This window comes from Sutcliffiella sp. NC1, from assembly GCF_027594365.1.
GTDB lineage: Bacteria > Bacillota > Bacilli > Bacillales > Bacillaceae_I > Sutcliffiella > Sutcliffiella cohnii.
In genome coordinates this window covers 171753-196998 of sequence record NZ_CP115153.1, presented here as the reverse complement: position 1 = coordinate 196998, position 25246 = coordinate 171753, and the positions used below count along the sequence as shown (strand labels likewise).

General features: G+C 39.2%; 27 protein-coding genes, 2 rRNA genes and 1 pseudogene. 3 read left to right on the top strand and 27 right to left on the bottom strand.

Annotation, left to right across the window (positions count from 1 at the left end):
- Positions 1–70: 70 nt before the first annotated feature.
- The 3 genes from O1A01_RS01040 to O1A01_RS01030 all read right to left on the bottom strand — a co-directional run bounded on the left by O1A01_RS01040 (position 71) and on the right by O1A01_RS01030 (position 5491).
- Positions 71–3005, bottom strand: a 23S ribosomal RNA gene (locus O1A01_RS01040).
- Between the two features lie 417 nt (positions 3006–3422).
- Positions 3423–4974, bottom strand: a 16S ribosomal RNA gene (locus O1A01_RS01035).
- Together the 16S and 23S rRNA genes form the textbook arrangement of a ribosomal RNA operon.
- A 271-nt stretch (positions 4975–5245) precedes the next feature.
- The gene (locus O1A01_RS01030; RefSeq protein ID WP_066414147.1) at positions 5246–5491 is read right to left on the bottom strand and encodes a hypothetical protein; all 246 of its coding nucleotides are present in this window, start codon (positions 5489–5491) and stop codon (positions 5246–5248) included.
- A gap of 158 nt (positions 5492–5649) precedes the next feature.
- Between O1A01_RS01030 and pdaB the strand changes: the two genes are divergently transcribed.
- Positions 5650–6417, top strand: a complete 768-nt coding sequence (pdaB, locus tag O1A01_RS01025) for a polysaccharide deacetylase family sporulation protein PdaB (protein WP_066414142.1) — start codon at positions 5650–5652, stop codon at positions 6415–6417.
- A 23-nt stretch (positions 6418–6440) separates the two neighbouring features.
- Here the strand turns inward: pdaB and O1A01_RS01020 are convergent, their stop codons facing one another.
- Positions 6441–7043 carry a KinB-signaling pathway activation protein gene (locus O1A01_RS01020; RefSeq protein WP_066414140.1) on the bottom strand — a complete coding sequence of 201 codons (603 nt, stop codon included), beginning with the start codon at positions 7041–7043 and terminating at the stop codon, positions 6441–6443.
- A 155-nt stretch (positions 7044–7198) separates the two neighbouring features.
- Between O1A01_RS01020 and gerD the strand changes: the two genes are divergently transcribed.
- Complete coding sequence (gene gerD / locus O1A01_RS01015; RefSeq protein ID WP_443081793.1) at positions 7199–7852, top strand: spore germination lipoprotein GerD; 654 nt, start codon at positions 7199–7201, stop codon at positions 7850–7852.
- A gap of 57 nt (positions 7853–7909) precedes the next feature.
- On the opposite strand, the gene O1A01_RS01010 is transcribed toward gerD, so the two are convergent.
- From O1A01_RS01010 to galE, 6 genes and pseudogenes are all read right to left on the bottom strand, one after another.
- Complete coding sequence (locus O1A01_RS01010; RefSeq protein WP_066414138.1) at positions 7910–8953, bottom strand: Mrp/NBP35 family ATP-binding protein; 1044 nt, start codon at positions 8951–8953, stop codon at positions 7910–7912.
- Between the two features lie 150 nt (positions 8954–9103).
- Positions 9104–9814: an N-acetylmuramoyl-L-alanine amidase CwlD gene (cwlD, locus tag O1A01_RS01005; RefSeq protein ID WP_270065388.1), complete on the bottom strand. Its 711-nt coding sequence runs from the start codon at positions 9812–9814 to the stop codon at positions 9104–9106.
- A 60-nt stretch (positions 9815–9874) separates the two neighbouring features.
- Positions 9875–10318: a DUF2521 family protein gene (locus tag O1A01_RS01000; RefSeq protein WP_066414133.1), complete on the bottom strand. Its 444-nt coding sequence runs from the start codon at positions 10316–10318 to the stop codon at positions 9875–9877.
- 112 nt (positions 10319–10430) lie between these two features.
- Entirely contained in the window at positions 10431–10907 is a 477-nt protein-coding gene (locus O1A01_RS00995; protein WP_066414130.1) for an AarF/UbiB family protein, read from the bottom strand.
- A gap of 355 nt (positions 10908–11262) precedes the next feature.
- Positions 11263–11874, bottom strand: a complete 612-nt coding sequence (gene wrbA / locus O1A01_RS00990; RefSeq protein WP_066414128.1) for an NAD(P)H:quinone oxidoreductase — start codon at positions 11872–11874, stop codon at positions 11263–11265.
- Between the two features lie 281 nt (positions 11875–12155).
- Positions 12156–13145 (bottom strand): annotated as a pseudogene (gene galE / locus O1A01_RS00985) (UDP-glucose 4-epimerase GalE).
- 135 nt (positions 13146–13280) lie between these two features.
- Here galE and O1A01_RS00980 point away from each other — a divergent pair.
- On the top strand, positions 13281–14261 hold the full coding sequence (locus O1A01_RS00980; protein ID WP_066414124.1) for a glycosyltransferase family 2 protein: 981 nt from the start codon (positions 13281–13283) through the stop codon (positions 14259–14261).
- Positions 14262–14538: 277 nt separating this feature from the next.
- Here the strand turns inward: O1A01_RS00980 and rpsI are convergent, their stop codons facing one another.
- From rpsI to rplO, 17 genes are all read right to left on the bottom strand, one after another.
- The gene (gene rpsI / locus O1A01_RS00975) at positions 14539–14931 is read right to left on the bottom strand and encodes a 30S ribosomal protein S9 (protein ID WP_066414122.1); all 393 of its coding nucleotides are present in this window, start codon (positions 14929–14931) and stop codon (positions 14539–14541) included.
- A 21-nt stretch (positions 14932–14952) separates the two neighbouring features.
- Entirely contained in the window at positions 14953–15390 is a 438-nt protein-coding gene (gene rplM / locus O1A01_RS00970; RefSeq protein WP_066414119.1) for a 50S ribosomal protein L13, read from the bottom strand.
- Between the two features lie 151 nt (positions 15391–15541).
- Positions 15542–16288, bottom strand: a complete 747-nt coding sequence (gene truA, locus O1A01_RS00965) for a tRNA pseudouridine(38-40) synthase TruA (RefSeq protein ID WP_066414118.1) — start codon at positions 16286–16288, stop codon at positions 15542–15544.
- Between the two features lie 13 nt (positions 16289–16301).
- Positions 16302–17099, bottom strand: coding sequence for an energy-coupling factor transporter transmembrane component T family protein (locus O1A01_RS00960; RefSeq protein ID WP_066414117.1), 798 nt, complete (start codon positions 17097–17099; stop codon positions 16302–16304).
- Positions 17089–17964, bottom strand: a complete 876-nt coding sequence (locus tag O1A01_RS00955; protein ID WP_066414115.1) for an energy-coupling factor ABC transporter ATP-binding protein — start codon at positions 17962–17964, stop codon at positions 17089–17091. Before O1A01_RS00955 ends, O1A01_RS00960 begins: the two co-directional genes overlap by 11 nt.
- A complete protein-coding gene (locus O1A01_RS00950) occupies positions 17949–18776 on the bottom strand; it encodes an energy-coupling factor ABC transporter ATP-binding protein (protein WP_066414112.1) in 828 nt (275 codons plus the stop codon). The genes O1A01_RS00955 and O1A01_RS00950 overlap by 16 nt, the downstream gene beginning before the upstream one ends.
- A gap of 206 nt (positions 18777–18982) precedes the next feature.
- Complete coding sequence (rplQ, locus tag O1A01_RS00945) at positions 18983–19345, bottom strand: 50S ribosomal protein L17 (protein ID WP_066414109.1); 363 nt, start codon at positions 19343–19345, stop codon at positions 18983–18985.
- A gap of 74 nt (positions 19346–19419) precedes the next feature.
- Positions 19420–20364 (bottom strand): DNA-directed RNA polymerase subunit alpha, encoded by a 945-nt coding sequence (locus O1A01_RS00940; protein ID WP_066414107.1) that lies wholly within the window; start codon positions 20362–20364, stop codon positions 19420–19422.
- A gap of 172 nt (positions 20365–20536) precedes the next feature.
- Positions 20537–20926, bottom strand: a complete 390-nt coding sequence (gene rpsK / locus O1A01_RS00935) for a 30S ribosomal protein S11 (RefSeq protein ID WP_066414105.1) — start codon at positions 20924–20926, stop codon at positions 20537–20539.
- Positions 20927–20951: 25 nt separating this feature from the next.
- A complete protein-coding gene (gene rpsM / locus O1A01_RS00930; RefSeq protein ID WP_066414103.1) occupies positions 20952–21317 on the bottom strand; it encodes a 30S ribosomal protein S13 in 366 nt (121 codons plus the stop codon).
- A gap of 22 nt (positions 21318–21339) precedes the next feature.
- Complete coding sequence (rpmJ, locus tag O1A01_RS00925) at positions 21340–21453, bottom strand: 50S ribosomal protein L36 (protein ID WP_003156543.1); 114 nt, start codon at positions 21451–21453, stop codon at positions 21340–21342.
- A gap of 39 nt (positions 21454–21492) precedes the next feature.
- Positions 21493–21711, bottom strand: a complete 219-nt coding sequence (gene infA, locus O1A01_RS00920; protein WP_025909748.1) for a translation initiation factor IF-1 — start codon at positions 21709–21711, stop codon at positions 21493–21495.
- A complete protein-coding gene (locus O1A01_RS00915) occupies positions 21711–22025 on the bottom strand; it encodes a KOW domain-containing RNA-binding protein (RefSeq protein WP_066414100.1) in 315 nt (104 codons plus the stop codon). The genes infA and O1A01_RS00915 overlap by 1 nt, the downstream gene beginning before the upstream one ends.
- Positions 22026–22038: 13 nt before the next feature.
- On the bottom strand, positions 22039–22785 hold the full coding sequence (gene map, locus O1A01_RS00910) for a type I methionyl aminopeptidase (RefSeq protein ID WP_066414097.1): 747 nt from the start codon (positions 22783–22785) through the stop codon (positions 22039–22041).
- Positions 22785–23435, bottom strand: coding sequence for an adenylate kinase (locus O1A01_RS00905; RefSeq protein ID WP_066414094.1), 651 nt, complete (start codon positions 23433–23435; stop codon positions 22785–22787). Before O1A01_RS00905 ends, map begins: the two co-directional genes overlap by 1 nt.
- A gap of 58 nt (positions 23436–23493) precedes the next feature.
- Positions 23494–24786, bottom strand: a complete 1293-nt coding sequence (gene secY, locus O1A01_RS00900) for a preprotein translocase subunit SecY (protein ID WP_066414090.1) — start codon at positions 24784–24786, stop codon at positions 23494–23496.
- On the bottom strand, positions 24786–25226 hold the full coding sequence (rplO, locus tag O1A01_RS00895) for a 50S ribosomal protein L15 (RefSeq protein WP_066414087.1): 441 nt from the start codon (positions 25224–25226) through the stop codon (positions 24786–24788). The genes secY and rplO overlap by 1 nt, the downstream gene beginning before the upstream one ends.
- Between the last annotated feature and the right edge of the window lie 20 nt (positions 25227–25246).

Below are 25246 nucleotides of genomic sequence, written 5' to 3'. Positions count from 1 at the left end.
GTTGAAAGAATTATTCTTTCAAAACTAGATAATATATTTTCATCAAGATCATTCATATCGTTCATTTAAATTGGTTAAGTCCTCGATCGATTAGTATTCGTCAGCTACACGTGTCGCCACGCTTCCACCTCGAACCTATCAACCTGATCATCTTTCAGGGATCTTACTAGCTTGCGCTAAAGGAAATCTCATCTTGAGGGGGGCTTCATGCTTAGATGCTTTCAGCACTTATCCCGTCCGCACGTAGCTACCCAGCTATGCCTTTGGCAAGACAACTGGTACACCAGCGGTGCGTCCATCCCGGTCCTCTCGTACTAAGGACAGCTCCTCTCAAATTTCCTACGCCCACGACGGATAGGGACCGAACTGTCTCACGACGTTCTGAACCCAGCTCGCGTACCGCTTTAATGGGCGAACAGCCCAACCCTTGGGACCGACTACAGCCCCAGGATGCGATGAGCCGACATCGAGGTGCCAAACCTCCCCGTCGATGTGGACTCTTGGGGGAGATAAGCCTGTTATCCCCGGGGTAGCTTTTATCCGTTGAGCGATGGCCCTTCCATGCGGAACCACCGGATCACTAAGCCCGACTTTCGTCCCTGCTCGACTTGTAGGTCTCGCAGTCAAGCTCCCTTGTGCCTTTACACTCTACGAATGATTTCCAACCATTCTGAGGGAACCTTTGGGCGCCTCCGTTACTCTTTAGGAGGCGACCGCCCCAGTCAAACTGCCCACCTGACACTGTCTCCCGAGCCGATAAGGCTCGCGGGTTAGAATTTCAATACAGCCAGGGTAGTATCCCACCGACGCCTCCACCGAAGCTAGCGCTCCGGCTTCTCAGGCTCCTACCTATCCTGTACAAGCTGTACCAAAATTCAATATCAGGCTACAGTAAAGCTCCACGGGGTCTTTCCGTCCTGTCGCGGGTAACCTGCATCTTCACAGGTACTATAATTTCACCGAGTCTCTGGTTGAGACAGTGCCCAGATCGTTACGCCTTTCGTGCGGGTCGGAACTTACCCGACAAGGAATTTCGCTACCTTAGGACCGTTATAGTTACGGCCGCCGTTTACTGGGGCTTCGGTTCAAAGCTTCGCGCCGAGGCGCTAACCTTTCCCCTTAACCTTCCAGCACCGGGCAGGCGTCAGCCCCTATACTTCGCCTTACGGCTTCGCAGAGACCTGTGTTTTTGCTAAACAGTCGCCTGGGCCTATTCACTGCGGCTCTCTCGGGCTTTAACACCCTAACAGAGCACCCCTTCTCCCGAAGTTACGGGGTCATTTTGCCGAGTTCCTTAACCAGAGTTCTCTCGCTCACCTTAGGATTCTCTCCTCGCCTACCTGTGTCGGTTTGCGGTACGGGCACCATATTCCTCGCTAGAAGCTTTTCTTGGCAGTGTGGAATCAGGAACTTCGGTACTATATTTCCCTCGCCATCACAGCTCAGCCTTTAGGATAAGCGGATTTGCCTACTTATCCAGCCTAACTGCTTGGACGCACATATCCAACAGTGCGCTTACCCTATCCTCCTGCGTCCCTCCATCGCTCAAACGGAATGAGGTGGTACAGGAATATCAACCTGTTATCCATCGCCTACGCCTTTCGGCCTCGGCTTAGGTCCCGACTAACCCTGAGCGGACGAGCCTTCCTCAGGAAACCTTAGGCATTCGGTGGAAGGGATTCTCACCCTTCTTTCGCTACTCATACCGGCATTCTCACTTCTAAGCGCTCCACCAGTCCTTACGGTCTAGCTTCAACGCCCTTAGAACGCTCTCCTACCACTGTTCGTAAGAACAGTCCGCAGCTTCGGTGATACGTTTAGCCCCGGTACATTTTCGGCGCAGAGTCACTCGACCAGTGAGCTATTACGCACTCTTTAAATGGTGGCTGCTTCTAAGCCAACATCCTGGTTGTCTAAGCAACTCCACATCCTTTTCCACTTAACGTATACTTTGGGACCTTAGCTGGCGGTCTGGGCTGTTTCCCTCTTGACTACGGATCTTATCACTCGCAGTCTGACTCCTGAGAAACAAGTCTTTGGCATTCGGAGTTTGACTGAATTCGGTAATCCGATGAGGACCCCTAGTCCAATCAGTGCTCTACCTCCAAGACTCTTTACTCAAGGCTAGCCCTAAAGCTATTTCGGAGAGAACCAGCTATCTCCAGGTTCGATTGGAATTTCTCCGCTACCCACACCTCATCCCCGCACTTTTCAACGTGCGTGGGTTCGGGCCTCCATTCAGTGTTACCTGAACTTCACCCTGGACATGGGTAGATCACCTGGTTTCGGGTCTACGACCACGTACTATGACGCCCTATTCAGACTCGCTTTCGCTACGGCTCCGTCTCATCAACTTAACCTTGCACGTAATCGTAACTCGCCGGTTCATTCTACAAAAGGCACGCTATCACCCATTAACGGGCTCTAACTACTTGTAGGCACACGGTTTCAGGATCTTTTCACTCCCCTTCCGGGGTGCTTTTCACCTTTCCCTCACGGTACTGGTTCACTATCGGTCACTAGGGAGTATTTAGCCTTGGGAGATGGTCCTCCCAGCTTCCGACGGGATTTCTCGTGTCCCGCCGTACTCAGGATCCACTCAAGAGAGAACGAGGTTTCAACTACAGGGTTTTTACCTTCTATGACAGACCTTTCCAGGTCGCTTCGTTTACCCCGTTCTTTTGTAACTCCGTATAGAGTGTCCTACAACCCCAAGAGGCAAGCCTCTTGGTTTGGGCTAATTCCGTTTCGCTCGCCGCTACTCAGGAAATCGCGTTTGCTTTCTCTTCCTCCGGGTACTTAGATGTTTCAGTTCCCCGGGTCTGCCTTCCATACCCTATGTATTCAGGTAAGGATACTACTCCATTACGAGCAGTGGGTTTCCCCATTCGGAAATCTCTGGATCAAAGCTTACTTACAGCTCCCCAAAGCATATCGGTGTTAGTCCCGTCCTTCATCGGCTCCTAGTGCCAAGGCATCCACCGTGCGCCCTTAATAACTTAACCGTCGACAAATGATAAGCGTCGCATCTCTTCGTCAGCTTCCTTCGCTCACGTCCTCATGTACGCTTTTGTACACTCCGGCGCTCGCTCAGTCGCTTCCTCGACCTGCTCGCTTCTAATTTGTCTTAGTATTCAACCTAAAATTAGGTTTCGTTGATAACAGCGAATTGTTATCATTAGAAAATTACTAAGATGAACGATACTTGTGAATGTATCTTGATTACTTATATTATCTAGTTTTCAAAGAACATGGCTACTGACTTCAATCACATCGTGATTAGCTTCGTAGCTTTACTCCATGTTGCTCTTGCTGCTTAAGGAACCCATCATCGTAGAGTTCACTTGCAGACACAAGCGCAATATTAATAGAGAGAATGATCTCTCAAAACTAAACAAAACAATGAGCGTGATTTTCCTTAGAAAGGAGGTGATCCAGCCGCACCTTCCGATACGGCTACCTTGTTACGACTTCACCCCAATCATCTGTCCCACCTTAGGCGGCTGGCTCCAAAAGGTTACCCCACCGACTTCGGGTGTTACAAACTCTCGTGGTGTGACGGGCGGTGTGTACAAGGCCCGGGAACGTATTCACCGCGGCATGCTGATCCGCGATTACTAGCGATTCCGGCTTCATGTAGGCGAGTTGCAGCCTACAATCCGAACTGAGAACGGTTTTATGGGATTGGCTCGACCTCGCGGTTTTGCTGCCCTTTGTACCGTCCATTGTAGCACGTGTGTAGCCCAGGTCATAAGGGGCATGATGATTTGACGTCATCCCCACCTTCCTCCGGTTTGTCACCGGCAGTCTCCTTAGAGTGCCCAACTAAATGCTGGCAACTAAGAACAAGGGTTGCGCTCGTTGCGGGACTTAACCCAACATCTCACGACACGAGCTGACGACAACCATGCACCACCTGTCACTCTGTCCCCCGAAGGGGAACGCTCTATCTCTAGAGGTGGCAGAGGATGTCAAGACCTGGTAAGGTTCTTCGCGTTGCTTCGAATTAAACCACATGCTCCACCGCTTGTGCGGGCCCCCGTCAATTCCTTTGAGTTTCAGTCTTGCGACCGTACTCCCCAGGCGGAGTGCTTAATGCGTTAGCTGCAGCACTAAAGGGCGGAAACCCTCTAACACTTAGCACTCATCGTTTACGGCGTGGACTACCAGGGTATCTAATCCTGTTTGCTCCCCACGCTTTCGCGCCTCAGCGTCAGTTACAGACCAGAGAGTCGCCTTCGCCACTGGTGTTCCTCCACATCTCTACGCATTTCACCGCTACACGTGGAATTCCACTCTCCTCTTCTGCACTCAAGTCTCCCAGTTTCCAATGACCCTCCACGGTTGAGCCGTGGGCTTTCACATCAGACTTAAGAAACCGCCTGCGCGCGCTTTACGCCCAATAATTCCGGACAACGCTTGCCACCTACGTATTACCGCGGCTGCTGGCACGTAGTTAGCCGTGGCTTTCTGGTTAGGTACCGTCAAGGTGCGAGCAGTTACTCTCGCACTTGTTCTTCCCTAACAACAGAGCTTTACGACCCGAAGGCCTTCATCGCTCACGCGGCGTTGCTCCATCAGACTTTCGTCCATTGTGGAAGATTCCCTACTGCTGCCTCCCGTAGGAGTCTGGGCCGTGTCTCAGTCCCAGTGTGGCCGATCACCCTCTCAGGTCGGCTACGCATCGTTGCCTTGGTGAGCCGTTACCTCACCAACTAGCTAATGCGCCGCGGGCCCATCTGTAAGTGATAGCCGAAACCATCTTTCAATATAGTACCAGGAGGTACTATATATTATCCGGTATTAGCTCCGGTTTCCCGAAGTTATCCCAGTCTTACAGGCAGGTTGCCCACGTGTTACTCACCCGTCCGCCGCTAACTTCTTTAAAGCAAGCTCTAAAGAAGTTCGCTCGACTTGCATGTATTAGGCACGCCGCCAGCGTTCGTCCTGAGCCAGGATCAAACTCTCCGTAGAGTATTTGATTGCTCAAAATGTTTGCTGACTTATCGTCAATTTATTGTTTTGTCGATTTTAAAAACCGACTTGCACGCTATTGTTTTGTTTAGTTTTCAAAGAACATTTTTCAACGCCGCTTCAGAAGCGACTTTTATAATTTAACATGTTTCACACTCAATGTCAACATGTTTTTTCAATTTTTTATCGCCCCGTTTTTATACTGTATCGGAACGACGAAATATAATATAACATCCTTTTATATTCGCCGTCAATATTTTTTCAAAAAAAATTACATAAATTCGTTTCCTTGTACATTAGTATAATTGTGTCTTCTTCTTATGTACTTAACACACTCTGAATGTGGTGCAATTCTCGTATATAATTTATATAACAATTGATATCTTTCTTCCATAGCATGCTTCACTAGATGATCTATTCGATTATCATCAAAGTCCAATAACAGTTCCTCTAGCTCTCTTTTTAATAAATATTCCATTTCTTTTACCTCTTTTTTGTTTAATAGCATGCCTATCAATGTTGGGCCACCTCTTCTAATTTTTTCGGTCCATACTATTTTTTTCCACAAATCAATGTTTTATGAAACCTTTTTTTAAAAAAATGTTCATTATTAGCATAAGTTTTGTCCAAATGAATACTTTTTAGTAAGGACTTGTACAAGAAAGGTGTGGAATGATGAACTTTTTCTTTATCATTAACGGAAAAAAATTAAAGCAAACTGCAATTATATTAATTGCAGCATTTTTTACTGCTGGTATTTTATATATAGAGAATATCTCATATCAGTCAGTGTTCTCTTCTAAGGATGGACCTAAAGCTATTTACAAAGGAGAGGGAAATGAAAAAGAGATTGCATTAACTTTTGATATTAGTTGGGGAGATGAAAAGGCTATCCCAATTTTAGATGTTTTAAAGGAAAATGGAATTTCTGGTGCTACTTTTTTTCTATCAGCCTCATGGGCAGAGCGACACCCACAAATAGTAGAAAGAATTACAAAGGATGGACATGAAATTGGGAGTATGGGCTATAGTCACGAGCATAGCTATACCGAAATGGAACCAGCAAAAGTGAGAAGGGATATCCTACAGGCACAAGATGCATTCCGGAAATTAGGTGTGAAAAATATACAATTACTCCGTCCACCAAACGGAAGCTTTAATAAAGAGATTTTACAAATTGCCAATTCGTTAGGCTTTACTATAATTCATTGGAGTGTTGATTCACATGACTGGATGAGCCCTGGTAAAGATATTATTGTAGATAATGTAATTAAAAACCTTAAAGGCGGAGATATCATCCTGCTACATGCTTCCGACTCAGCAAAGCAAACGAAAGATGCTCTTCCGGATATTATTCAACATATAAAGAACGAAGGTTATGAAAATAAAACTGTTTCTCAATTAATTACAAATGCAAAAGCAAATAGCTCTGAAATAAAATAAAAAAAACGTCCTTTTGGACGTTTTTATTTTTGAACCGATTGTTGATTAATTTTATGCAATATTAATAATTGATACGAATTACATGCTAGTAGTGGAAACAGCATTAATAAAAGCCAAGCGGGCTCGTTAGCTCTCAATACCGGAAACCATTCTACTGTTGTTACGACTACCATAAAGAATATCGCAGGTACGAACGCATGTTTATTAGTTTGGCCACTTTTAATATAAGCAACTAAAAGAGAATAAATGAGAAGGAATATAGGAATTGCTAAGTAAGGTAGTAAGCTCTCCCCCTCGTTTGCGAATGCAATATATCTAAAATATACTAAGTCAAATAATACAAAAACAATCAATACGATTTGCACAAGCTTCCAATACGATTTAAAAATTCCTAAACCGAAACGGTGCACTGTTAAATAAGCAAAAAAGCCCATTTGGCTTACAACACTAAATATAAGTCCTACTCCAATAAACCAAAATGTTACTGATAATATTTCTAATATTTCTCCATTAATAAATAAATCTTGATGTTCATTCCACCTAACAACAAATCCTACAATTACAGTAGAAACTGCTCCAATTAATAAAGTGGTTAGGAACAAACGTACCCAATTTCGACTATTCACTTTCAGTTCCTCCAAGAAAAGATTAAAATTCCTCCCTTGATTGTATCAACTGGTAATTGAAAAATCCACCTTCTCGCAATTTCAAATTTGTATATTTCGTAAAAATTTACCCATATTAAATATAGCTAATACATTTATGAAAGGAGCTGTCTTCTTTGAAAAGGCTGCTTTTATTGCTCCTATTAACAATATTTTTCCCTATAAGCATGGTCGGCTGTGCACCAAATGACCAAGGTGGTGGGCAGGCTGATTACGATCAAACAAAAAAGATGGTTGTCGATATTCTAAAAACTGATGAAGGTAAAAAGGCTATTCAGGAAGTATTACAAGATGAAGAATTAAAGCAAGAACTAGTATTAGATCAGCAAATTGTAAGCCAATCTATCGAACAAACTTTAACAAGTGAAAACGGTGCAAAATTTTGGACGAAAATTTTCCAAGACCCTAAGTTTGCTGAGTCTTTTTCTAAAAGTATGGAAAAAGAGCATGAACAGTTAATAAAAGACTTAATGAAAGACCCAGAATACCAAGGTTTAATGATGCAAATTTTACAAGACCCGGAAATGCAACAGCAATATATAAAAATAATGAGTAGTAAAGAAATGCGTAGCCATTTACAACAAGTAATAACAGAAACGTTTGAAAGTCCTCTATTCAAAGCAAAAATACAGGAAATATTATTAAAAGGTGCAGAAGAAATGCAAGGTGGTCAGCAAGGTCAAGGTGGAGAACAACAGCAAGGTGGCGGTGGCCAAGGAGAAAGTGGCGGCGGTGGCGGCGGCCAAGGTGGTGGAGGAGGAGGAGGTTAATCTTCCTCGCAAAAAGTGGTAAAAGAGGAACCGTCCATGACGATTCCTCTTTTATATTTATGCTAGTTCTACTACTTTCTGGGCAATATCTAAATAAATTTTCCCTAAACGATGGTCATCCTGATATACAGAAGGCGCAAAATCTTCATCATCCCAATCAGGCTGCTGCAAAGGAAGTTGTCCAAGTAAAGGTGCCTGTAGTTCTTCAGACAGCTTTTCACCGCCACCTTTTCCAAACACATATTCCTTCTCTCCTGTAACTTTGCTTTCAAAGTATGACATGTTTTCAATAACACCGATTACTTGATGGTCTGTTTTGATAGCCATTGCACCCGCTCTAGCCGCAACGAAAGCAGCAGTTGGATGAGGGGTTGTTACGATAATTTCTTTACAGGATGGCAACATAGAGTGCACATCCAGTGCTACATCACCAGTCCCTGGAGGTAAGTCTAACAACAAGTAATCTAACTCTCCCCATTCTACTTCTGTAAAAAAGTTATTTAACATTTTTCCTAACATCGGGCCTCTCCAAATTACAGGAGAGTTGTCTTCTACAAAAAAGCCCATCGAAATAACGCTCACTCCTTTTCTTTCTACCGGAATGATTCGTTCTCCTCTTATTACAGGTCGTTTTGTAATTCCCATCATATCAGGAACACTAAATCCATAAATGTCTGCATCAATAAGCCCTACTTTTTTGCCAAGACGAGCTAACGCAATTGCTAAGTTAACAGATACCGTTGATTTACCGACTCCACCTTTACCACTCGCTATAGCAATGAATGTTGTTTTATTATTATTTAATAAGTTTGTTGTATTTTCTGTTGCCACTCCAAATTGAGCTAACGTTTCTTCTGGTAACTCGGAAAAACGAATCCCAACAGTCGTTGCCCCAGCGGATTTAAGTCCATCTACAATCATTGTTTGAAGCTGCATTTGCTCAGGAGTACCAGTTTTTGCGATTGCTACTTTTACACTCACATGATTTTTTTCCTCTTTTATTGAAATGTCCTCAATTGCGTTCAATTCTACTAGAGATTTATGTAAAAAAGGATCTTGAAGATTACCAAGTACTTCAATAACTTTGTCTTTTGTTATCACGTTGACCCCACCCTTATGTATTTTGAATTCGTTTACAATATTAGTATAACATATCGTTATTCTTTTGGAGAATAAAGAAACTCACACTTTCAAAGTATGATTTTATATAAAACAAATATAAGCCCGCTATTTAAGCGAGCTTGATTTTTACTATTCTGGTGCTTCTACTTCATTCGTATAATGGCGCATAATTCCGTTATAAATAGATGCCGCTAACGCTTTTTGATATTCTTCAGATCGTAATAGTTCTCGCTCGCTAGGATTGGATAAAAAACCAACTTCCACTAATGCACCTGGTATATTCGCATGCTTTAATAAATAAATTCCATTTATGGATTTTGCACTTCTATTTGTGTTTTCTAAGTTTTTTCTGAATTCGTCTTGAACAAATTTGGCAAGACGTTGGTTTTCTTCTATTGATCGATAATAAAATGTCTGGGCCCCCCGCCATTTTGGTGAAGGAATGGCATTAAGATGTATACTTAAAAAGAGATCCGCATCCGAATGGTTAATCATTTCCACTCTTTTTCGTAAGTCTTCCGCTTTTCTTCTACTATAGCCCCTTGTACCTTCACTTGCTAGGTCTACATCCTCTTCCCTTGTCATCATGACTAATGCACCTTGTTCTTGTAAAAAATCTTTTAAATATAAGGATACTTGGAGAGCAACGTCTTTTTCTAAAATATCTCCCCCTACCGCTCCACCGTCAGGGCCACCATGTCCAGGGTCTAAAATTATAATTTTCCCGGACAAAGGTAAATTCCATTGCTCCCACGTATCTTTGTTAAAAAATTGAAATTGAACGATATATATCAACAAAAGAGCTCCGGTAAGAAAAGCCCAAAACTGCCATTTTCTCATACATTCCCCTCCCGCATGTCCTCCTTACACTATATGGGACAAGGGGGGAGTTTATGATTATTAATGTAGTCTCATACGATATCTTTTTATGCTTTTTTCAAAACCATCTCTCCACCAATATAAAATAAACGATTCACATTTATAATAAAACGATTCGCATTCCATATCACTTTCACAAAATACTCCCCAATATAGAAAGTAATCGTATAAAGTATCAATTAAATATTTCTCTTCTCTATAGCATCTTGTTCGCACCTTTTCTTCATTCTCTCCTTGGTAACCAAACTTTCCATATGAGGCGCCTAACAAATACGCTTCAATTGCTACATCAAGACAACCTTCCTCCACCGCTTCGATAGGACGCCCATTCATCTTTAGTTGTGGTCCAAAAAACTCTCTTACCTTGTTTCTCAAGAGCTCTACTGAGATTTCACGAAGCATTTTCCGCTCATATTTCTGTTGCTTTTCTCTTCGCTTCTCTTTAAAGGTTGTGACTACATTCATTTTTCTCACCCTTTCATACAAATAGTGTTTAACCTGTAAACACACCTCATGCGTAGAAAGAATGAGTACGTTTTTCCAAGAAAGGAAATGTCCTTAGATTATATAAAATGACTTATTTATGCATTCTTGCTTTTTCCCAACGCTTAAATAAAGGGGGATCTAATTTTTCTAGTTGTTGTAAAAAAACTGTTAGATACCCCAATTTTTTTAATCCTCTATAAAGGTGAATAGGATAATCTGTTTTATATCTAAAAGCACTAACATGATCTATAACTTTGATATTTTGGTCATCCTTTACAAAAATATGCCTTAATCGAGCATCAATTCTATTGAACTTTATATGTTCTAAATCCTTCAGCATTAATACTAATTCTTTAGCAAGTTCTTTACTTAATACTTTTCTTTGCTTCAAATATACATCCAACGGTTTTCCTTCTATATATTCCATTACATTATAGTTTTGCCCTGTTTTATATAATTTAGGAAGATAGTTAGTTCCTGCTCCATGTTTTAATGCCTTCGCTTCTTCCCTAGCATCCCCACGCTTCTTATATATTTTAATACATGTGTCATGAGATAACTTGTACACTTTTCCTTCACTACCAGCACCTATACATTCGTTATTTTCCTTTATATAATCGATATTTACCTCTATAAATAAACCCTCCTTTTTATGCCAAAATATTTGATATATATTATGTAATTTATTGTAAATAAGTTCTCCTTATCTCCTACGCACTAATACAATTTTATTTCCTATAAAAGCCTTTTTTACTTTTCTATTCAACAATATTCACTTAGGTATTTATACAACATATAATAAAAAGCTCGCTATTTAAGCGAGCTTCCTATAAAATCTATCCATTACTGCAACTTCTTTCGTATGATGTTATTTTTGAGAGATTCTACCTTGCCTTCTAGTGAACACACTTTAATCCAATAACCTATTGATTTCCTTTCTTAACCCACTCCGCAACGGTAACCGTCCGTTTCGCCTGGTGTTTTACTGCCACTTGAACATCTTCAATCATTTTCCCATCTTGCCCAACTGTAACACTTGTCCCATATGGATTTCCACCTGCCCCAAAAAGAACTGGGTCTGTATATCCTGGAGCTGCAATAATAGCACCCCAATGCATCATAGAAGTGTACAATGAAAGTATAGTCGCTTCTTGTCCACCGTGTGGATTTTGTGCTGAAGTCATCGCACTAACAACCTTATTTACCGTTTTACCGCTAGCCCATAGTCCACCTAAAGTATCAATGAATTGCTTCATTTGAGACGGCATATTTCCAAAACGTGTCGGCACACTAAAGATAATTGCATCTGCCCATTCAATGTCATCAGCTGAGGCAACTGGAACGTCTTTCGTAGCTTCAACAGTCGATTTCCAAACTTCATTACCTTCAATGACTGATTGTGGTGCTAATTCTTGTACTTTTAATACTTTAACTTCAGCACCTGCTTCTTTCGCTCCTTCTTCTGCCCATTTTGCTAACTGATAATTAGTTCCGCCCATACTGTAGAATACAACCGCTAATTTTGCATTTGACATATTTTCTATCTCCTTTTACTCTCAAGTTTTATATTGTAGCCCAATTATCTTATTCCCATAATGAAGAAAGTTTATTATTATTTCTATCAAGCTTTGAGGATTTCATACTTTTTTATAGAAACAAAAAGGGTACCTCATTATAATTGAGATACCCTCTGAATGTATTGCCACCTTTTTAAGAAAAAAGCACGACGATCGCTTTTAAGGCCGTATTTCTTACGCTTCTTTATGTGTGCATATTATATGGAGAAAAGCGATGTTGCCCCTTTACCGTATACTTTTTATTTGCTCTTATAACCTTTAGGAAAGCGTGAAAACCACTTCCAAGCAGTTTCAATCATATCCTCCAATGAGTACTTTGGCTCCCACCCTAATTCTTTAGAAATCTTTTCTGAAGAGGAGATCAATTTGCTAGGGTCACCTTTTCGCTTTTGCTTATATAGTATAGTTGCTTCCTTACCGGTAACTTTTTCACACTTATTAATCACTTCTTTTACAGTAAACCCTTCTTCATTACCGACATTGTAAATTTTATTTATTGCCTTCTCTTTTTTTAGGCCTTCAAGTGCTAATATATGTGCATTCACTAAATCAGTAACATGGATATAATCACGAATACACGTACCGTCCACCGTATCATAATCATCGCCAAAAACACTAATATGTTCTGATCTGCCAAGTAAGTGAAAGAGTATATTTGGAATCAAATGTGTTTCAGGTTGATGGTCTTCACCAATTCTTCCAAAGTGATCTGCCCCAGCTGCGTTAAAATAGCGTAAAATTATATAGTTTAATCTATAAGCAATAGAAAAATCTTTAATAATTTGCTCAATCATTAATTTTGAATGACCGTAAGGATTAATTGGGGCTGTTAAAGTTGATTCATTTATTTTTTCTATATTAGGATTTCCATAAACTGCACAAGTTGAGGAAAAGATTAAGTTGGTAATCTGGTGCTTTCTCATCATTTTAAGTAATGATATCGTACCCGCTACATTATTTTCATAGTACTTCAAAGGTTCTGTTATTGATTCTCAAACATAACAATTGGCAGCAAAATGAATGACATTCGATATTGAATAATTTTCAAATATATTTGTTAATAAGTTTGTATCTTTCATATCACCTTTTGTAAAAATGGCTCTCTTATCAACGGCTTCAATATGTCCCGTAGAAAGATTATCTAATACAACCACATCATATTTATGATCAAGTAAACTTTTGACTGTATGACTACCAATATACCCTGCTCCACCTACTACCAATATCATAATTTCCCTCCACATTTAAAACTTTTATTCCATTATATTCATTTATCATTTTAATTAATGACTGCATTTACCCCGTGTCAAAGATATACGGAATTCATACATTATCTTAAGCAATAAATCGAGGGGAGAGTTTCTATGTTAGTTTCCATCGTTATGGCAGTTCATAATGGAGAACAGTATTTGAAAGATGCGATTGTAGGAATTTTGGAACAAACCTATAGTAATATCGAAGTTATTATTGTTAATGATGGCTCATCTGACAAAACAAAGGAAATTTTAGATAGAATAACTGATAAGCGAGTTCACGTTTTACATTTAAGAAGAAACAAAGGAGCAGCTATTGCACTTAATCTTGGAATTGATCATGCAAAAGGGAAATGGATTGCTATTCATGATGCTGATGATATCAGCTATCCTGAGCGAATTGAAGAACAAGTCAAACATATTAAAAATAATAAAAATTTAGTAGCGGTAGGTACATTTATAGAATGTATGGACAAAAAAAACAGAACACTACCACAAAATTTGGGTCGAAACAAATTTACGAGTCATAAAGAAATTCGTTCCTTACTCTATACGGGTTGTCCACTAACCCACGGTTCGGTAACGTTCCTAAAGTCAGCTTTTTATGAAGCTGGGAAATATAATCCTATGTATAAAATTGCATATGACTATGAATTATGGTGCCGTCTTATTAACATAGGGACAATTGAAAATATTCCAAAGGTTTTATATAAGTATAGAATTTATAAAGAATCTTTATCTCACAAAAACGACGAACTTACTTCTATAGAATTATTCACTTCTTTTTCAAAATTTCTATTAACGAATAATTTTTCTCATAAGAGTAAAAAGCCAACCTTTGTTTTAGTTGGAACGATAAATGGGTGTAATAAATTTATTCAAGCTACAAAAAAAAATGTAAGGGTTAGAAAAACGATTCCAATTAAAACAAAAAAGGCAAGCTCTGAAATTATTAACTATATTCAAAGCAAAGATATAGACGGAGTGATCGTACTAGGAAGGCCAAGAGATAAGAAAGACTTATTAAACGATTTAATAAATGCTGGTATGAAAAAAAATAAAAATTTATTTGATCTTTGGAGTGGAATATAACAATAAATTAAATTCCTTAAAAACTAGCAAGGGTGTCTAAAAGTTGACAGAAGCTTGAGTCACCCCTTTATTTTTGAAATCAAATTGGTTTAATACAATACAGCCATCAATCACAATGACTACTATTACACTTTAATAATTACTAAATCTACTTCTTGAGTTTTTCTATAAAAAACCTCCATAGCAAGGACCATGGTGTGACAAAATTATATACTCTTTTATTTAATAAAAAAGACTCTTTCCACCGAAGTGAAAAGAGTCTTGAAACGTAAATATATTAACGTTTTGAGAACTGAGGCGCGCGACGTGCACCTTTAAGACCGTATTTTTTACGCTCTTTCATACGTGCGTCACGAGTTAATAGACCTGCGCTTTTTAAAGTTGCGCGGTACTCAGGATCTGCTTGTAATAGTGCACGTGCGATACCGTGACGGATAGCACCAGCTTGACCAGTGTAACCTCCACCGTTTACGTTTACTAATACATCATAGTTTCCTACAGTTTCAGTAGCAGTTAATGGTTGCTTTACAACGTTACGTAAAGCTTCGAATGGAATATAGTTTTCAATGTCACGGTCGTTGATTACGATACGTCCGTTACCAGGTACTAAACGTACGCGAGCAACAGAGCTTTTACGACGACCAGTTCCGTAATATTGTACTTGTGCCAAAGTAATACCCTCCCTTTTTTATTATCCGCGAAGTTCGTAAACTTCCGGTTGTTGTGCTTGGTGTGGATGTTCGTTACCAGCATAAACGTGTAACTTTTTGAACATTTGACGTCCAAGACTTCCTTTTGGAAGCATTCCACGGATAGCAAGCTCTAACATTCTTTCAGAGTAGTTTGTACGCATTTCTAGAGCAGTTCTAGATTTTAAACCACCTGGATGTTGACTATGACGGTAATAAATTTTATCAGTTAATTTTTTACCAGTTAATTCGATTTTAGATGCATTAATTAGAATTACATGATCTCCAGTGTCTACGTTTGGAGTATATGTTGGTTTATGTTTACCACGTAAGATGGACGCTACTTCACTAGAAAGACGACCTAAAGTTTTACCTTCAGCGTCAATCACGTACCATTTACGATTTACTTCGCTAGCTTTCGCCATGTAAGTTGTACGCATTGTTTTCCCTCCTAAAAAAATAAAAACTTTTACTCTTATATTATTTCAACACGATGAAACTCTTCCGGGGCTTTATCGTGGGGCTGAAATACATACCATAGGATATCTTATAACTTTCTGGCTCTAATGTCAAGAAAATGTTACACCAGGATTAGTTGTCATTGTAAACAACATTCCATAAGTATAAACCATGCGCAGGTGCTGTTTTACCAGCCTGTTCACGATTTCCCTCTTTTAGAATAGTTGTTAGATTATTAGCATTTATTTTACCTCTTCCAACATCTAACAATGTACCTACAATGATTCGAACCATATTATATAAAAATCCATTGCCTACTACACGAAAAACAAGAACATTTTCTTCTTCATAAATGTCTAGTTCATAAATCGTCCGAACTTTATCTTCTATTTCTGTCTTACTAGAACAAAAACTAGTAAAATCGTGAGTTCCAATTAAATATTGTTTAGCCACTTCCATCGAAGCAATATTTAATTTAAACGGATAGAAATATGTGTAGTGACGTTGAAAAACATCTTGCCGCTCCCCAATCCATACTTTGTATCGATACTCTTTTTGAACTACAGAAAAACGAGCATGAAACGATGAAGGAACCTCTTCTACCGAGAGAATTCGAATATCTGCTGGTAGCTTCGTATGCATAGCATATGGCCATTTTTCAGGTGGTATGTGTAGATTCGTATCAAAATGAATTACTTGACCAGCAGCATGCACTCCCGCGTCTGTTCTCCCGGATGCATACACTTTTACTTTTGATCCTTTATGAAGCTGATTCAAAGCACTTTGGAGCTCTCCTTGAACAGTTCTTCCATTCGGTTGGATTTGATAACCTTCGAAATTTGTACCGTCGTATGCGATTGTTGACTTTAACCTTTTCATATTCATACTCCCATTATGTCCGAATAAAGATAAGGATAATCGTCAGAACTACTAATCCTATTAACATAACAGTGTCTTTTCCACCCCAATGTAACAATCGATATTTCGTTCTACCTTCCCCACCTTGATAGCCTCGTGCCTCCATCGCAATTGCTAGCTCCTCAGCACGCTTAAATGAACTAATAAATAGCGGGACAAGGAGCGGAACTAACGCCTTTACACGATCCTTTATAGGGCCTGAGGAAAAGTCGACACCTCTAGCACTTTGCGCCTTCATGATCTTGTCCGTTTCTTGTAGTAACGTTGGAATGAATCGTAAGGAAATTGACATCATTAACGAAAGTTCATGAACTGGTACTTTCCACTTTTTTAATGGCCCAAATAATGTTTCCATCCCATCCGTCACTTCAATTGGAGTCGTCGTTAACGTCAAAATCGTCGTAATAGTAATTAAATAAAGAAATCGTAAAGAAATAAAAATAGCTTGTCTAATTCCTTCTTCATAAATAGAAAGTGGCCCAATTTGGAATAAGAGCTCTCCACCTCTTGTTAAAAAAATATGGAAGACCATCGTAAACAATATAATCCATATTATCGGCTTTAGTCCTTTTAATATAAATGTGATCGGAATTTTTGTAAGTGCCGTAACGAATAAAACATACAGACCTAATATAAGATATGCCCACGTATTATTAGCAAGAAATACGATAAAAACAAATAAAAAAACTAGTATTAGTTTAGCTCTAGGATCCATTCGATGAACAAATGAGTCTTTAGGAACATATCTGCCAATAATTAGGTTATTTAACATCTGTATCCCCCTCTTTCAAAAGAGATACAACTATTTCTGTAGCATCACTTAATGTTAAAGCAACTTTTCCTGATTGCTTATTCAGCCTACTTTCTAACTCTTTTATAAAGCGAACGGTTTCTGGAACATCTAAGCCAAGCTGTTGCAACGTTTCATATTGCTCAAATATTTCTATCGGACTTCCTTGTAAAGCGATAGTCCCTTTACTCATTACGATAATTTGATCAGCATATTTTGCTGCATCTTCCATACTGTGTGTAACTAAAATGGTTGTCATCTCTTTTTGTTTATGCAATGAGTAAAATAAGTCCATTATCTCTTCTCGGCCTCTTGGATCAAGTCCTGCTGTTGGCTCGTCTAAAACTAATATTTCAGGCTCCATTGCTAAAACACCCGCAATTGCCACCCTTCTCATTTGACCACCACTTAAATCAAAAGGAGAAACTTCTAAATATTTTTCATCAAGCCCAACTAATCGAAGTGCTTCTCTAGCTTTTCTTTTCGCTTCTTTCTCTGATACACCAAAATTCATAGGACCGAAACAAATATCTTTTTCTACTGTTTCTTCAAAAAGCTGATGTTCTGGAAACTGAAAAACAATTCCAACTTTTTTCCTTAATGATTTAATTTTTTTTTCTTTTTCATTTGCGCTGATTTTATATTCTCCAATATGCAGAGAACCACTAGTCGGTTTTAATAAGGCGTTTAAATGCTGTAGTAATGTCGATTTCCCAGAACCAGTATGCCCGATAATTGCAGTATAACTATTAGAGAGGATCGTTGTATTTATATGATATAGAGCCCTTCGTTCAAAAGGGGTGTTTTTTTGATACGCATGTTCTAAATCCCTTATCGTAATTTCCATAGCTCTTCTATCAACCCTTCACTACTAATTACATCCCCGATACGTATGCCATGCTTTTCAAGCTTATCTCTAAGTTTCACAGCAAAAGGCAAATCTAACCCAATGTCCTTTAGTTGTTGCCCTAAACGAAAAATATCTTTAGGTGTTCCTTCTGCAAACACTTTTCCTTCATTTAACACATAAACACGATCAGCTAAGGCAGCTTCTTCTAAATCATGTGTAATGGATAATACAGTAATACCTAACTCATCCTTCAAACTTCGAAGCGTATTTATTACCTCTATTCTTCCCTGTGGGTCCAACATACTCGTAGCTTCGTCCAAAATAATGATAGAAGGCTGTAGTGCAATAATACCCGCTATCGCTACTCGTTGCTTCTGTCCTCCTGATAACTGATGAGGCTCCTGGTCAAAATACTGTTCCATCCCCACTTTATTAATGGCATGATGTACTCTAGTGACCATTTCATTACGAGGCACACCTAAATTTTCCAATCCAAATGCAACATCATCTTGAACAGTAGTCCCTACGAATTGATTATCCGGATTTTGAAAGACCATGCCAACTTTTTTCCTTATTTGCCATACTGTCTCTTCGGTTAATTCAATAGCATCAATAAAAACAGATCCAGATGTAGGCATTTGTAAACCGTTTAATATTTTTGCAAAAGTAGATTTTCCAGAACCGTTATGACCAACAATCGCAATCCATTCTCCACGTTCTATTTGCAAAGATAATTCGTGTATAGTTTGCTCTTCCTGGTTTGGATATTGAAATGAAAGATTTTCAACCGTTAAAATAGGATCTTTCATGATACCCCCTCCTCTCTGCTCTTCTATCTCATCTTAGTATACTTTCTCTCACTATAGAAAAAAAGCCCTTTCCTTACCTTTCGTCACCTACACTTACGATGCGAAACTACTTCAGAATGGGTTGTGAAAAAAGATAATATTAAAAAAATAAAGGGCTAGAATCAGTCATTACAACTGTCCGCCCTTCTATTTATGACTAATTATAATTAGACTAGTTCGATAATAACCATTGGTGCACCGTCTCCACGACGAGGTCCAAGCTTCATGATACGAGTGTATCCGCCTTGGCGCTCTTCATAGCGAGGAGCAATGTCACCGAATAATTTTTGTACTGCGTCTTGACCAGTTTCTTCGTTAGCAACTTCTTTACGAATGAAAGCAGCTGCTTGACGTCGAGCATGTAAATCTCCACGCTTACCAAGAGTGATCATCTTTTCAACTACAGAACGTAATTCTTTAGCACGAGCTTCAGTCGTTTCAATACGCTCGCTGATGATTAAATCAGTTGCTAAGTCGCGTAATAACGCTTTACGTTGAGCACTTGTACGTCCTAACTTTCTGTAACCCATCTTGAGGTCCCTCCTTTGTTGAAAGTATGGATAAGTTCAAACACATAAAGATGCCTAGTTTTCGTTACAAAAAACTAGTCATCTTTACGTAGGCCTAAACCAAGTTCTTCTAATTTATGCTTCACTTCTTCTAGTGATTTGCGACCTAAGTTACGAACTTTCATCATATCTTCTTCAGTTTTATTAGCAAGCTCTTGTACAGTATTAATTCCTGCACGTTTTAAACAGTTGTAAGAACGAACAGATAGATCTAGTTCTTCAATAGTCATTTCTAGAACTTTCTCTTTCTGATCTTCTTCTTTTTCAACCATAATTTCTGCATTTTGAGCTTCGTCCGTTAATCCAACAAATATGTTGAGATGTTCCGTTAAGATTTTAGCTCCAAGCGCAACTGCTTCTTGTGGTCCAATGCTACCATCAGTCCATACATCTAACGTAAGTTTATCGTAATTACTTACTTGACCTACACGAGTATTTTCTACAAAGTATGAAACACGAGAAACAGGAGTAAAAATAGAGTCAATTGGAATTACACCAATTGGTTGATCTTCACGTTTGTTTCCATCCGCTGGTACGTATCCACGTCCTCTTTTAGCAGTAAAGCGAATACGTAAGTGTGCGTCTTTTGCTAACGTCGCAATATGAAGGTCGGGATTAAGAATCTCAACGTCGCTGTCATGAGTAATATCTGCGGCAGTAACCGTTCCTTCACCTTGTACGTCAATTTCTAACGTTTTTTCTTCATCTGAATAGATTTTTAACGCTAGTTTTTTAACGTGCAAGATTATAGTAGTAACATCCTCTACGACGCCTTCAATTGTTGAGAACTCATGGAGTACACCATCTATTTGAATAGATGTAACAGCGGCACCAGGGAGTGAGGATAGTAGGATACGACGTAAGGAGTTACCCAAAGTAGTACCATATCCACGCTCAAGTGGTTCGACAACGAATTTACCGAAATTGGCGTCGTCGCTGATTTCAACCGTTTCGATTTTTGGTTTTTCGATTTCTAACATTCATAACCCTCCTTCAAAACGTCGAAACCCCGGAAAGACATTTTTATGTCTAACCGAAATTCCCATATGGTATGTCCCGAATGTGCACAACAACATTTAATATTATCTGTATGTTCTTTTTTTCTTTAACATAAGCCATTATTGCCAAAAATAAAAATTTTATACAGACAAATTAAACACGGCGACGTTTTGGTGGACGGCAACCGTTATGAGGTACAGGAGTTACGTCTCTAATAGCAGTTACTTCAAGACCAGCTGCTTGTAAAGCACGGATAGCTGCTTCACGACCAGCTCCAGGGCCTTTAACTGTAACTTCTAAGCTCTTTAAACCATGCTCCATAGCTGTTTTCGCAGCAGTTTCTGCAGCCATTTGAGAAGCAAACGGAGTTGATTTACGAGAACCTCTAAATCCAAGAGCACCAGCACTTGACCAAGAAAGTGCATTTCCATGTACGTCTGTGATTGTTACAATCGTATTGTTGAATGTAGAACGGATATGCGCAACACCAGTTTCAATATTCTTTTTCACACGGCGTTTACGAGTATTAGTTTTACGTGCCATAACTGAAATCTACCTCCTTACTTTATTATTTCTTTTTGTTCGCTACTGTACGACGTGGACCTTTACGAGTACGAGCGTTGTTCTTAGTGTTTTGACCACGAACAGGTAATCCACGACGATGACGTAATCCACGGTAACATCCGATTTCGATTAGACGTTTAATGTTAAGTGAAACTTCACGACGAAGGTCACCTTCTACTTTTAAACGATCCACAACATCACGGATTTTTCCAAGTTCTTCTTCTGTTAAATCACGAACGCGTGTATCTTCAGAAACACCAGCTTCTGCAAGTACTTTCGCTGCAGTCGTACGACCAATACCGAAAATATATGTTAAAGATACTACAACGCGTTTGTCACGTGGAATATCAACACCAGCAATACGTGCCATAATTGCGCACCTCCCTCAATAATTATCCTTGTTTTTGTTTATGTTTAGGGTTTTCACAGATAACCATAACTTTACCTTTTCTGCGGATAACTTTACATTTTTCGCAGATCGGCTTAACAGATGGTCTCACTTTCATCTTATATACCTCCTTGATAGTACGGAGTGCTGTAATAATTTATTTGAAACGATACGTAATTCTACCGCGAGTTAAATCATAAGGAGAAAGCTCTACTGTAACTTTATCACCAGGAAGTATTCGTATGAAGTGCATACGGATTTTTCCAGATACGTGAGCTAACACAGTATGGCCATTTTCCAATTCTACTTTAAACATCGCATTTGGTAAAGTCTCAAGAACCGTACCTTCTACTTCAATTACATCGTCTTTCGCCATTAATTAAGTTCTCCCTTCTTCAAATCAGTAACATGCTCATTGACAAAATTTAAGAGCGCAAAACGCAATTTGCTATTTGTCACACGACCTGTTTCCATAATACTGTTCTGAACTTCTGGAGACACGTAATCAAAAAATTCAAGGTGATGAATATTTTTCTTCTTAGGTCGGTCGAATTTTCGCTTATCTCCATCTGCCAGGACGACAAAACGTTCATCAAGAATTTTAACAACGAGAGCAAACTGACCTGAATCTCTGCCCTGTACAATCCTTACTAACTGTCCGACTTGTGGTAAAAAGTTCTGATTACTCATCTTCTTTCACCGACTAAGCTTTAGTTAGAATTTCGTAACCTGTTTCTGTAATCGCAATTGTATGTTCAAAGTGAGCACACATTTTACCGTCAACAGTTACAACTGTCCAGTTGTCTTCTAACGTTTTTACATAGCGAGAACCTGCATTCACCATCGGTTCAATCGCAAGTACCATTCCAGGTTTTAACCTTGGTCCTTTATTAGGAGGACCATAGTGTGGAATTTGAGGATCCTCATGTAAGTTTTGACCAACTCCATGACCAACATACTCTCTTACTATAGAAAAGTTATTTGCTTCTACAAAAGTTTGTATCGCATGAGAGATGTTTGAAAGTCTTACATTTGGTTTCGCTTCTTCCAAACCTTTAAACAATGATTCTTCCGTAACCTCTAATAAACGTTGGGTATCTTCAGAAATAGTTCCTACTGGATAAGTCCAAGCAGAATCTCCATGATAGCCGTTTAATTTTGCACCAATGTCAACGCTAATGATGTCACCATCTTTTAGAACTCGGTTACCCGGTATTCCATGAACCAGTTCTTCGTTTACAGAAGCACAAATACTACCCGTAAATCCATTATACCCTTTGAACGAAGGTGTTGCATTATGACTCCTAATGAAGTCTTCTGCAATTTTATCAAGCTGCTTCGTCGTAACGCCGGGAACAATGTGTTTTTTTAGTTCTTGATGCGTTAACGCAACTATTTTACCTGCTTCCTTCATGATTTCAATCTCACGAGGAGTTTTACAGATAATCATTACGCGCGTCCTCCAAGCAACTCAGTTATATCAGAGAATACTATGTCGATTGCTTGCTGACCGTCAATATTTCGCAAATATCCTTTAGACTCATAAAAATCTAACAAAGGTTTTGCTTGTTTAATGTTTACCTCTAAACGGTTACCAACTGTTTCTGCATTATCATCAGCACGTTGATATAATTCACCGCCACACTTGTCACAAACACCTTCATTTGCAGGAGGGTTGAAAACTAAGTGGTAAGTGGATCCACATTCTTTACAAATACGTCTTCCTGTTAAACGTTCTAATAATATGCTTTGATCTACATCTATATTAATAACATAATCAAGTGTACGACCAAGCTGATTCATTAGTTCCTCTAGCGCTTCTGCTTGAGGTACTGTTCTAGGGAAACCGTCTAGTAAGAATCCGTTTTGACAATCTTCTTTTTCCAGTCTTTCACGAACGATACCGATCGTTACTTCATCTGGGACAAGTTGTCCTTGATCCATAAAAGATTTAGCCTTAAGGCCTAGTTCAGTTTCTTCCTTCATTGCAGCCCTAAACATATCTCCGGTAGAAATATGAGGGATATTATATTTTTCGACAATACGTTCTGCTTGAGTACCTTTACCGGCACCAGGAAGTCCCATAAGAACTAAATTCATTCTTTTGCCCCCTCAATATCTGATGAAGCAGTGGGATAATTGATATCCCATCACTTCATTATTTAATAAATCCTTTATAATGACGCTTAACTAACTGACTCTCCAATTGTTTCATCGTATCTAGGGCAACCCCAACAACGATAAGCAAGCCAGTTCCACCTATTTGTACAGCAGGTGGTAGTTTAGCTAAATCCATAAAGATTACAGGAAGGATAGAAATGACTGCTAGGAAAAGAGCCCCAACGAACGTTAATCGATAGATAATTGTTGTTAAATACTCTTGTGTATTTAAACCAGGACGAATTCCTGGGATATATCCACCTTGTTTTTTCAAGTTATCTGCCATTTGTTCAGGATTAGACTGTACAAATGTGTAGAAATACGTAAAGGCAATAATTAATGCTACATATATTACCATACCAATCGGTTGAGTATAATCAAATACCGTTTGAATCCATTCAGTCGTACTATTAGTACCAAAGAAAGATGCAATTGTTGGTGGAGTGATAATAAATGAAACTGCAAAGATTACAGGAATAACTCCCGCAGCATTAACTTTTAACGGTAAATGTGATGTTTGCCCTCCAACAGGATTACGACCAGAATTACCTTTCGCATATTGGATCGGAATCTTTCGTAATGCTTGTTGAATAAAGATAACACCGACAATAACTGCTAATATTGCTAAAACGATTAAAGCAACAATAACAAGGTTTAGGAATAATTGGTCTCCTGCGCCTTCTATTAATTGTGCATAAACTTGGTTAGCGCCATTAGGGATGGCTGCAACGATACCAGCGAAAATTAAAATGGAAATACCATTACCAACACCATGGGCTGTGATTTGTTCACCAAGCCACATTAAAAATGCTGTTCCTGCTGTTAATACAATTGCAATCGTTACATACGTCGTAAACGATGGATTCATAATTAGTTGGCCACCCATTAAATTATTAAATCCAATCGACATCCCGATACCTTGGATAAAGGCAAGGACGATTGTAAAGTATCTAGTGAATTGAGCTAGCTTTCTTCGGCCAACTTCACCTTGCTTAGACCATTCCGTAAATTTAGGTACAACATCCATTTGTAGTAATTGTACTATGATAGATGCAGTAATATACGGCATGACACCCATTGCAAAGATGGAGAAATTCTCTAACGCTCCTCCACCAAATGTATTCAAAATACCAAATACATTAAATTCATCACTGAATCTTAATACTTCACGTTCTACACCAGGTACTGGAATGAACGTCCCGATACGAAATATTACTAACATAATTAGGGTGAACAAAATTTTGTTTCTAATGTCACCCACACGCATAAAATTGGAGAATGTCTGGAACATTAAATCACCTCTACAGTTCCGCCAGCTGCTTCGATTGCTTCTTTGGCTGAAGAGGAAAACTTATGTGCACGAACAGTTAGCTTTTTATCGATTTTACCGTTACCTAATACTTTTAAACCTGCGTTTAACTTACTTACTACACCAGTTTCAATAAGTAATTCAGGTGTTACTTCAGTACCTTCTTCAAATCGATTTAACGCTTCAAGGTTTACGATTGCAAACTCTTTGCGGTTGATGTTCGTAAATCCACGCTTTGGTAGACGTTGGAATAGAGGTGTTTGACCACCTTCAAATCCAGGACGAACGCCACCACCCGAACGAGCGTTTTGACCTTTGTGTCCTTTACCAGAAGTTTTACCGTTACCAGAACCTGTACCGCGACCTACACGATTACGCTCTTTACGGGAACCTTCTGCTGGTTTTAACTCATGAAGTTTCATTGTGGCACCTCCTTATTATG

Excerpts from the sequence above, each read along its gene's own strand:
- rpsK (WP_066414105.1), bottom strand. The coding sequence starts at position 20,926 with ATGGCACGTAAAACTAATACTCGTAAACGCCGTGTGAAAAAGAATATT.
- rplM (WP_066414119.1), bottom strand. The coding sequence starts at position 15,390 with ATGCGTACAACTTACATGGCGAAAGCTAGCGAAGTAAATCGTAAATGG.
- map (WP_066414097.1), bottom strand. The coding sequence starts at position 22,785 with ATGATTATCTGTAAAACTCCTCGTGAGATTGAAATCATGAAGGAAGCA.
- rpsM (WP_066414103.1), bottom strand. The coding sequence starts at position 21,317 with ATGGCACGTATTGCTGGTGTTGATATTCCACGTGACAAACGCGTTGTA.
- pdaB (WP_066414142.1), top strand. The coding sequence starts at position 5,650 with ATGAACTTTTTCTTTATCATTAACGGAAAAAAATTAAAGCAAACTGCA.
- O1A01_RS00915 (WP_066414100.1), bottom strand. The coding sequence starts at position 22,025 with ATGAGTAATCAGAACTTTTTACCACAAGTCGGACAGTTAGTAAGGATT.
- secY (WP_066414090.1), bottom strand. The coding sequence starts at position 24,786 with ATGTTCCAGACATTCTCCAATTTTATGCGTGTGGGTGACATTAGAAAC.
- O1A01_RS00940 (WP_066414107.1), bottom strand. The coding sequence starts at position 20,364 with ATGTTAGAAATCGAAAAACCAAAAATCGAAACGGTTGAAATCAGCGAC.
- O1A01_RS00960 (WP_066414117.1), bottom strand. The coding sequence starts at position 17,099 with ATGTTAAATAACCTAATTATTGGCAGATATGTTCCTAAAGACTCATTT.
- rpmJ (WP_003156543.1), bottom strand. The coding sequence starts at position 21,453 with ATGAAAGTGAGACCATCTGTTAAGCCGATCTGCGAAAAATGTAAAGTT.
- O1A01_RS00980 (WP_066414124.1), top strand. The coding sequence starts at position 13,281 with ATGTTAGTTTCCATCGTTATGGCAGTTCATAATGGAGAACAGTATTTG.
- truA (WP_066414118.1), bottom strand. The coding sequence starts at position 16,288 with ATGAAAAGGTTAAAGTCAACAATCGCATACGACGGTACAAATTTCGAA.
- infA (WP_025909748.1), bottom strand. The coding sequence starts at position 21,711 with ATGGCGAAAGACGATGTAATTGAAGTAGAAGGTACGGTTCTTGAGACT.
- O1A01_RS01000 (WP_066414133.1), bottom strand. The coding sequence starts at position 10,318 with ATGAATGTAGTCACAACCTTTAAAGAGAAGCGAAGAGAAAAGCAACAG.
- wrbA (WP_066414128.1), bottom strand. The coding sequence starts at position 11,874 with ATGTCAAATGCAAAATTAGCGGTTGTATTCTACAGTATGGGCGGAACT.
- O1A01_RS00905 (WP_066414094.1), bottom strand. The coding sequence starts at position 23,435 with ATGAATTTAGTTCTTATGGGACTTCCTGGTGCCGGTAAAGGTACTCAA.
- O1A01_RS00950 (WP_066414112.1), bottom strand. The coding sequence starts at position 18,776 with ATGAAAGATCCTATTTTAACGGTTGAAAATCTTTCATTTCAATATCCA.
- rplQ (WP_066414109.1), bottom strand. The coding sequence starts at position 19,345 with ATGGGTTACAGAAAGTTAGGACGTACAAGTGCTCAACGTAAAGCGTTA.
- rplO (WP_066414087.1), bottom strand. The coding sequence starts at position 25,226 with ATGAAACTTCATGAGTTAAAACCAGCAGAAGGTTCCCGTAAAGAGCGT.
- O1A01_RS00955 (WP_066414115.1), bottom strand. The coding sequence starts at position 17,964 with ATGGAAATTACGATAAGGGATTTAGAACATGCGTATCAAAAAAACACC.
- cwlD (WP_270065388.1), bottom strand. The coding sequence starts at position 9,814 with ATGAGAAAATGGCAGTTTTGGGCTTTTCTTACCGGAGCTCTTTTGTTG.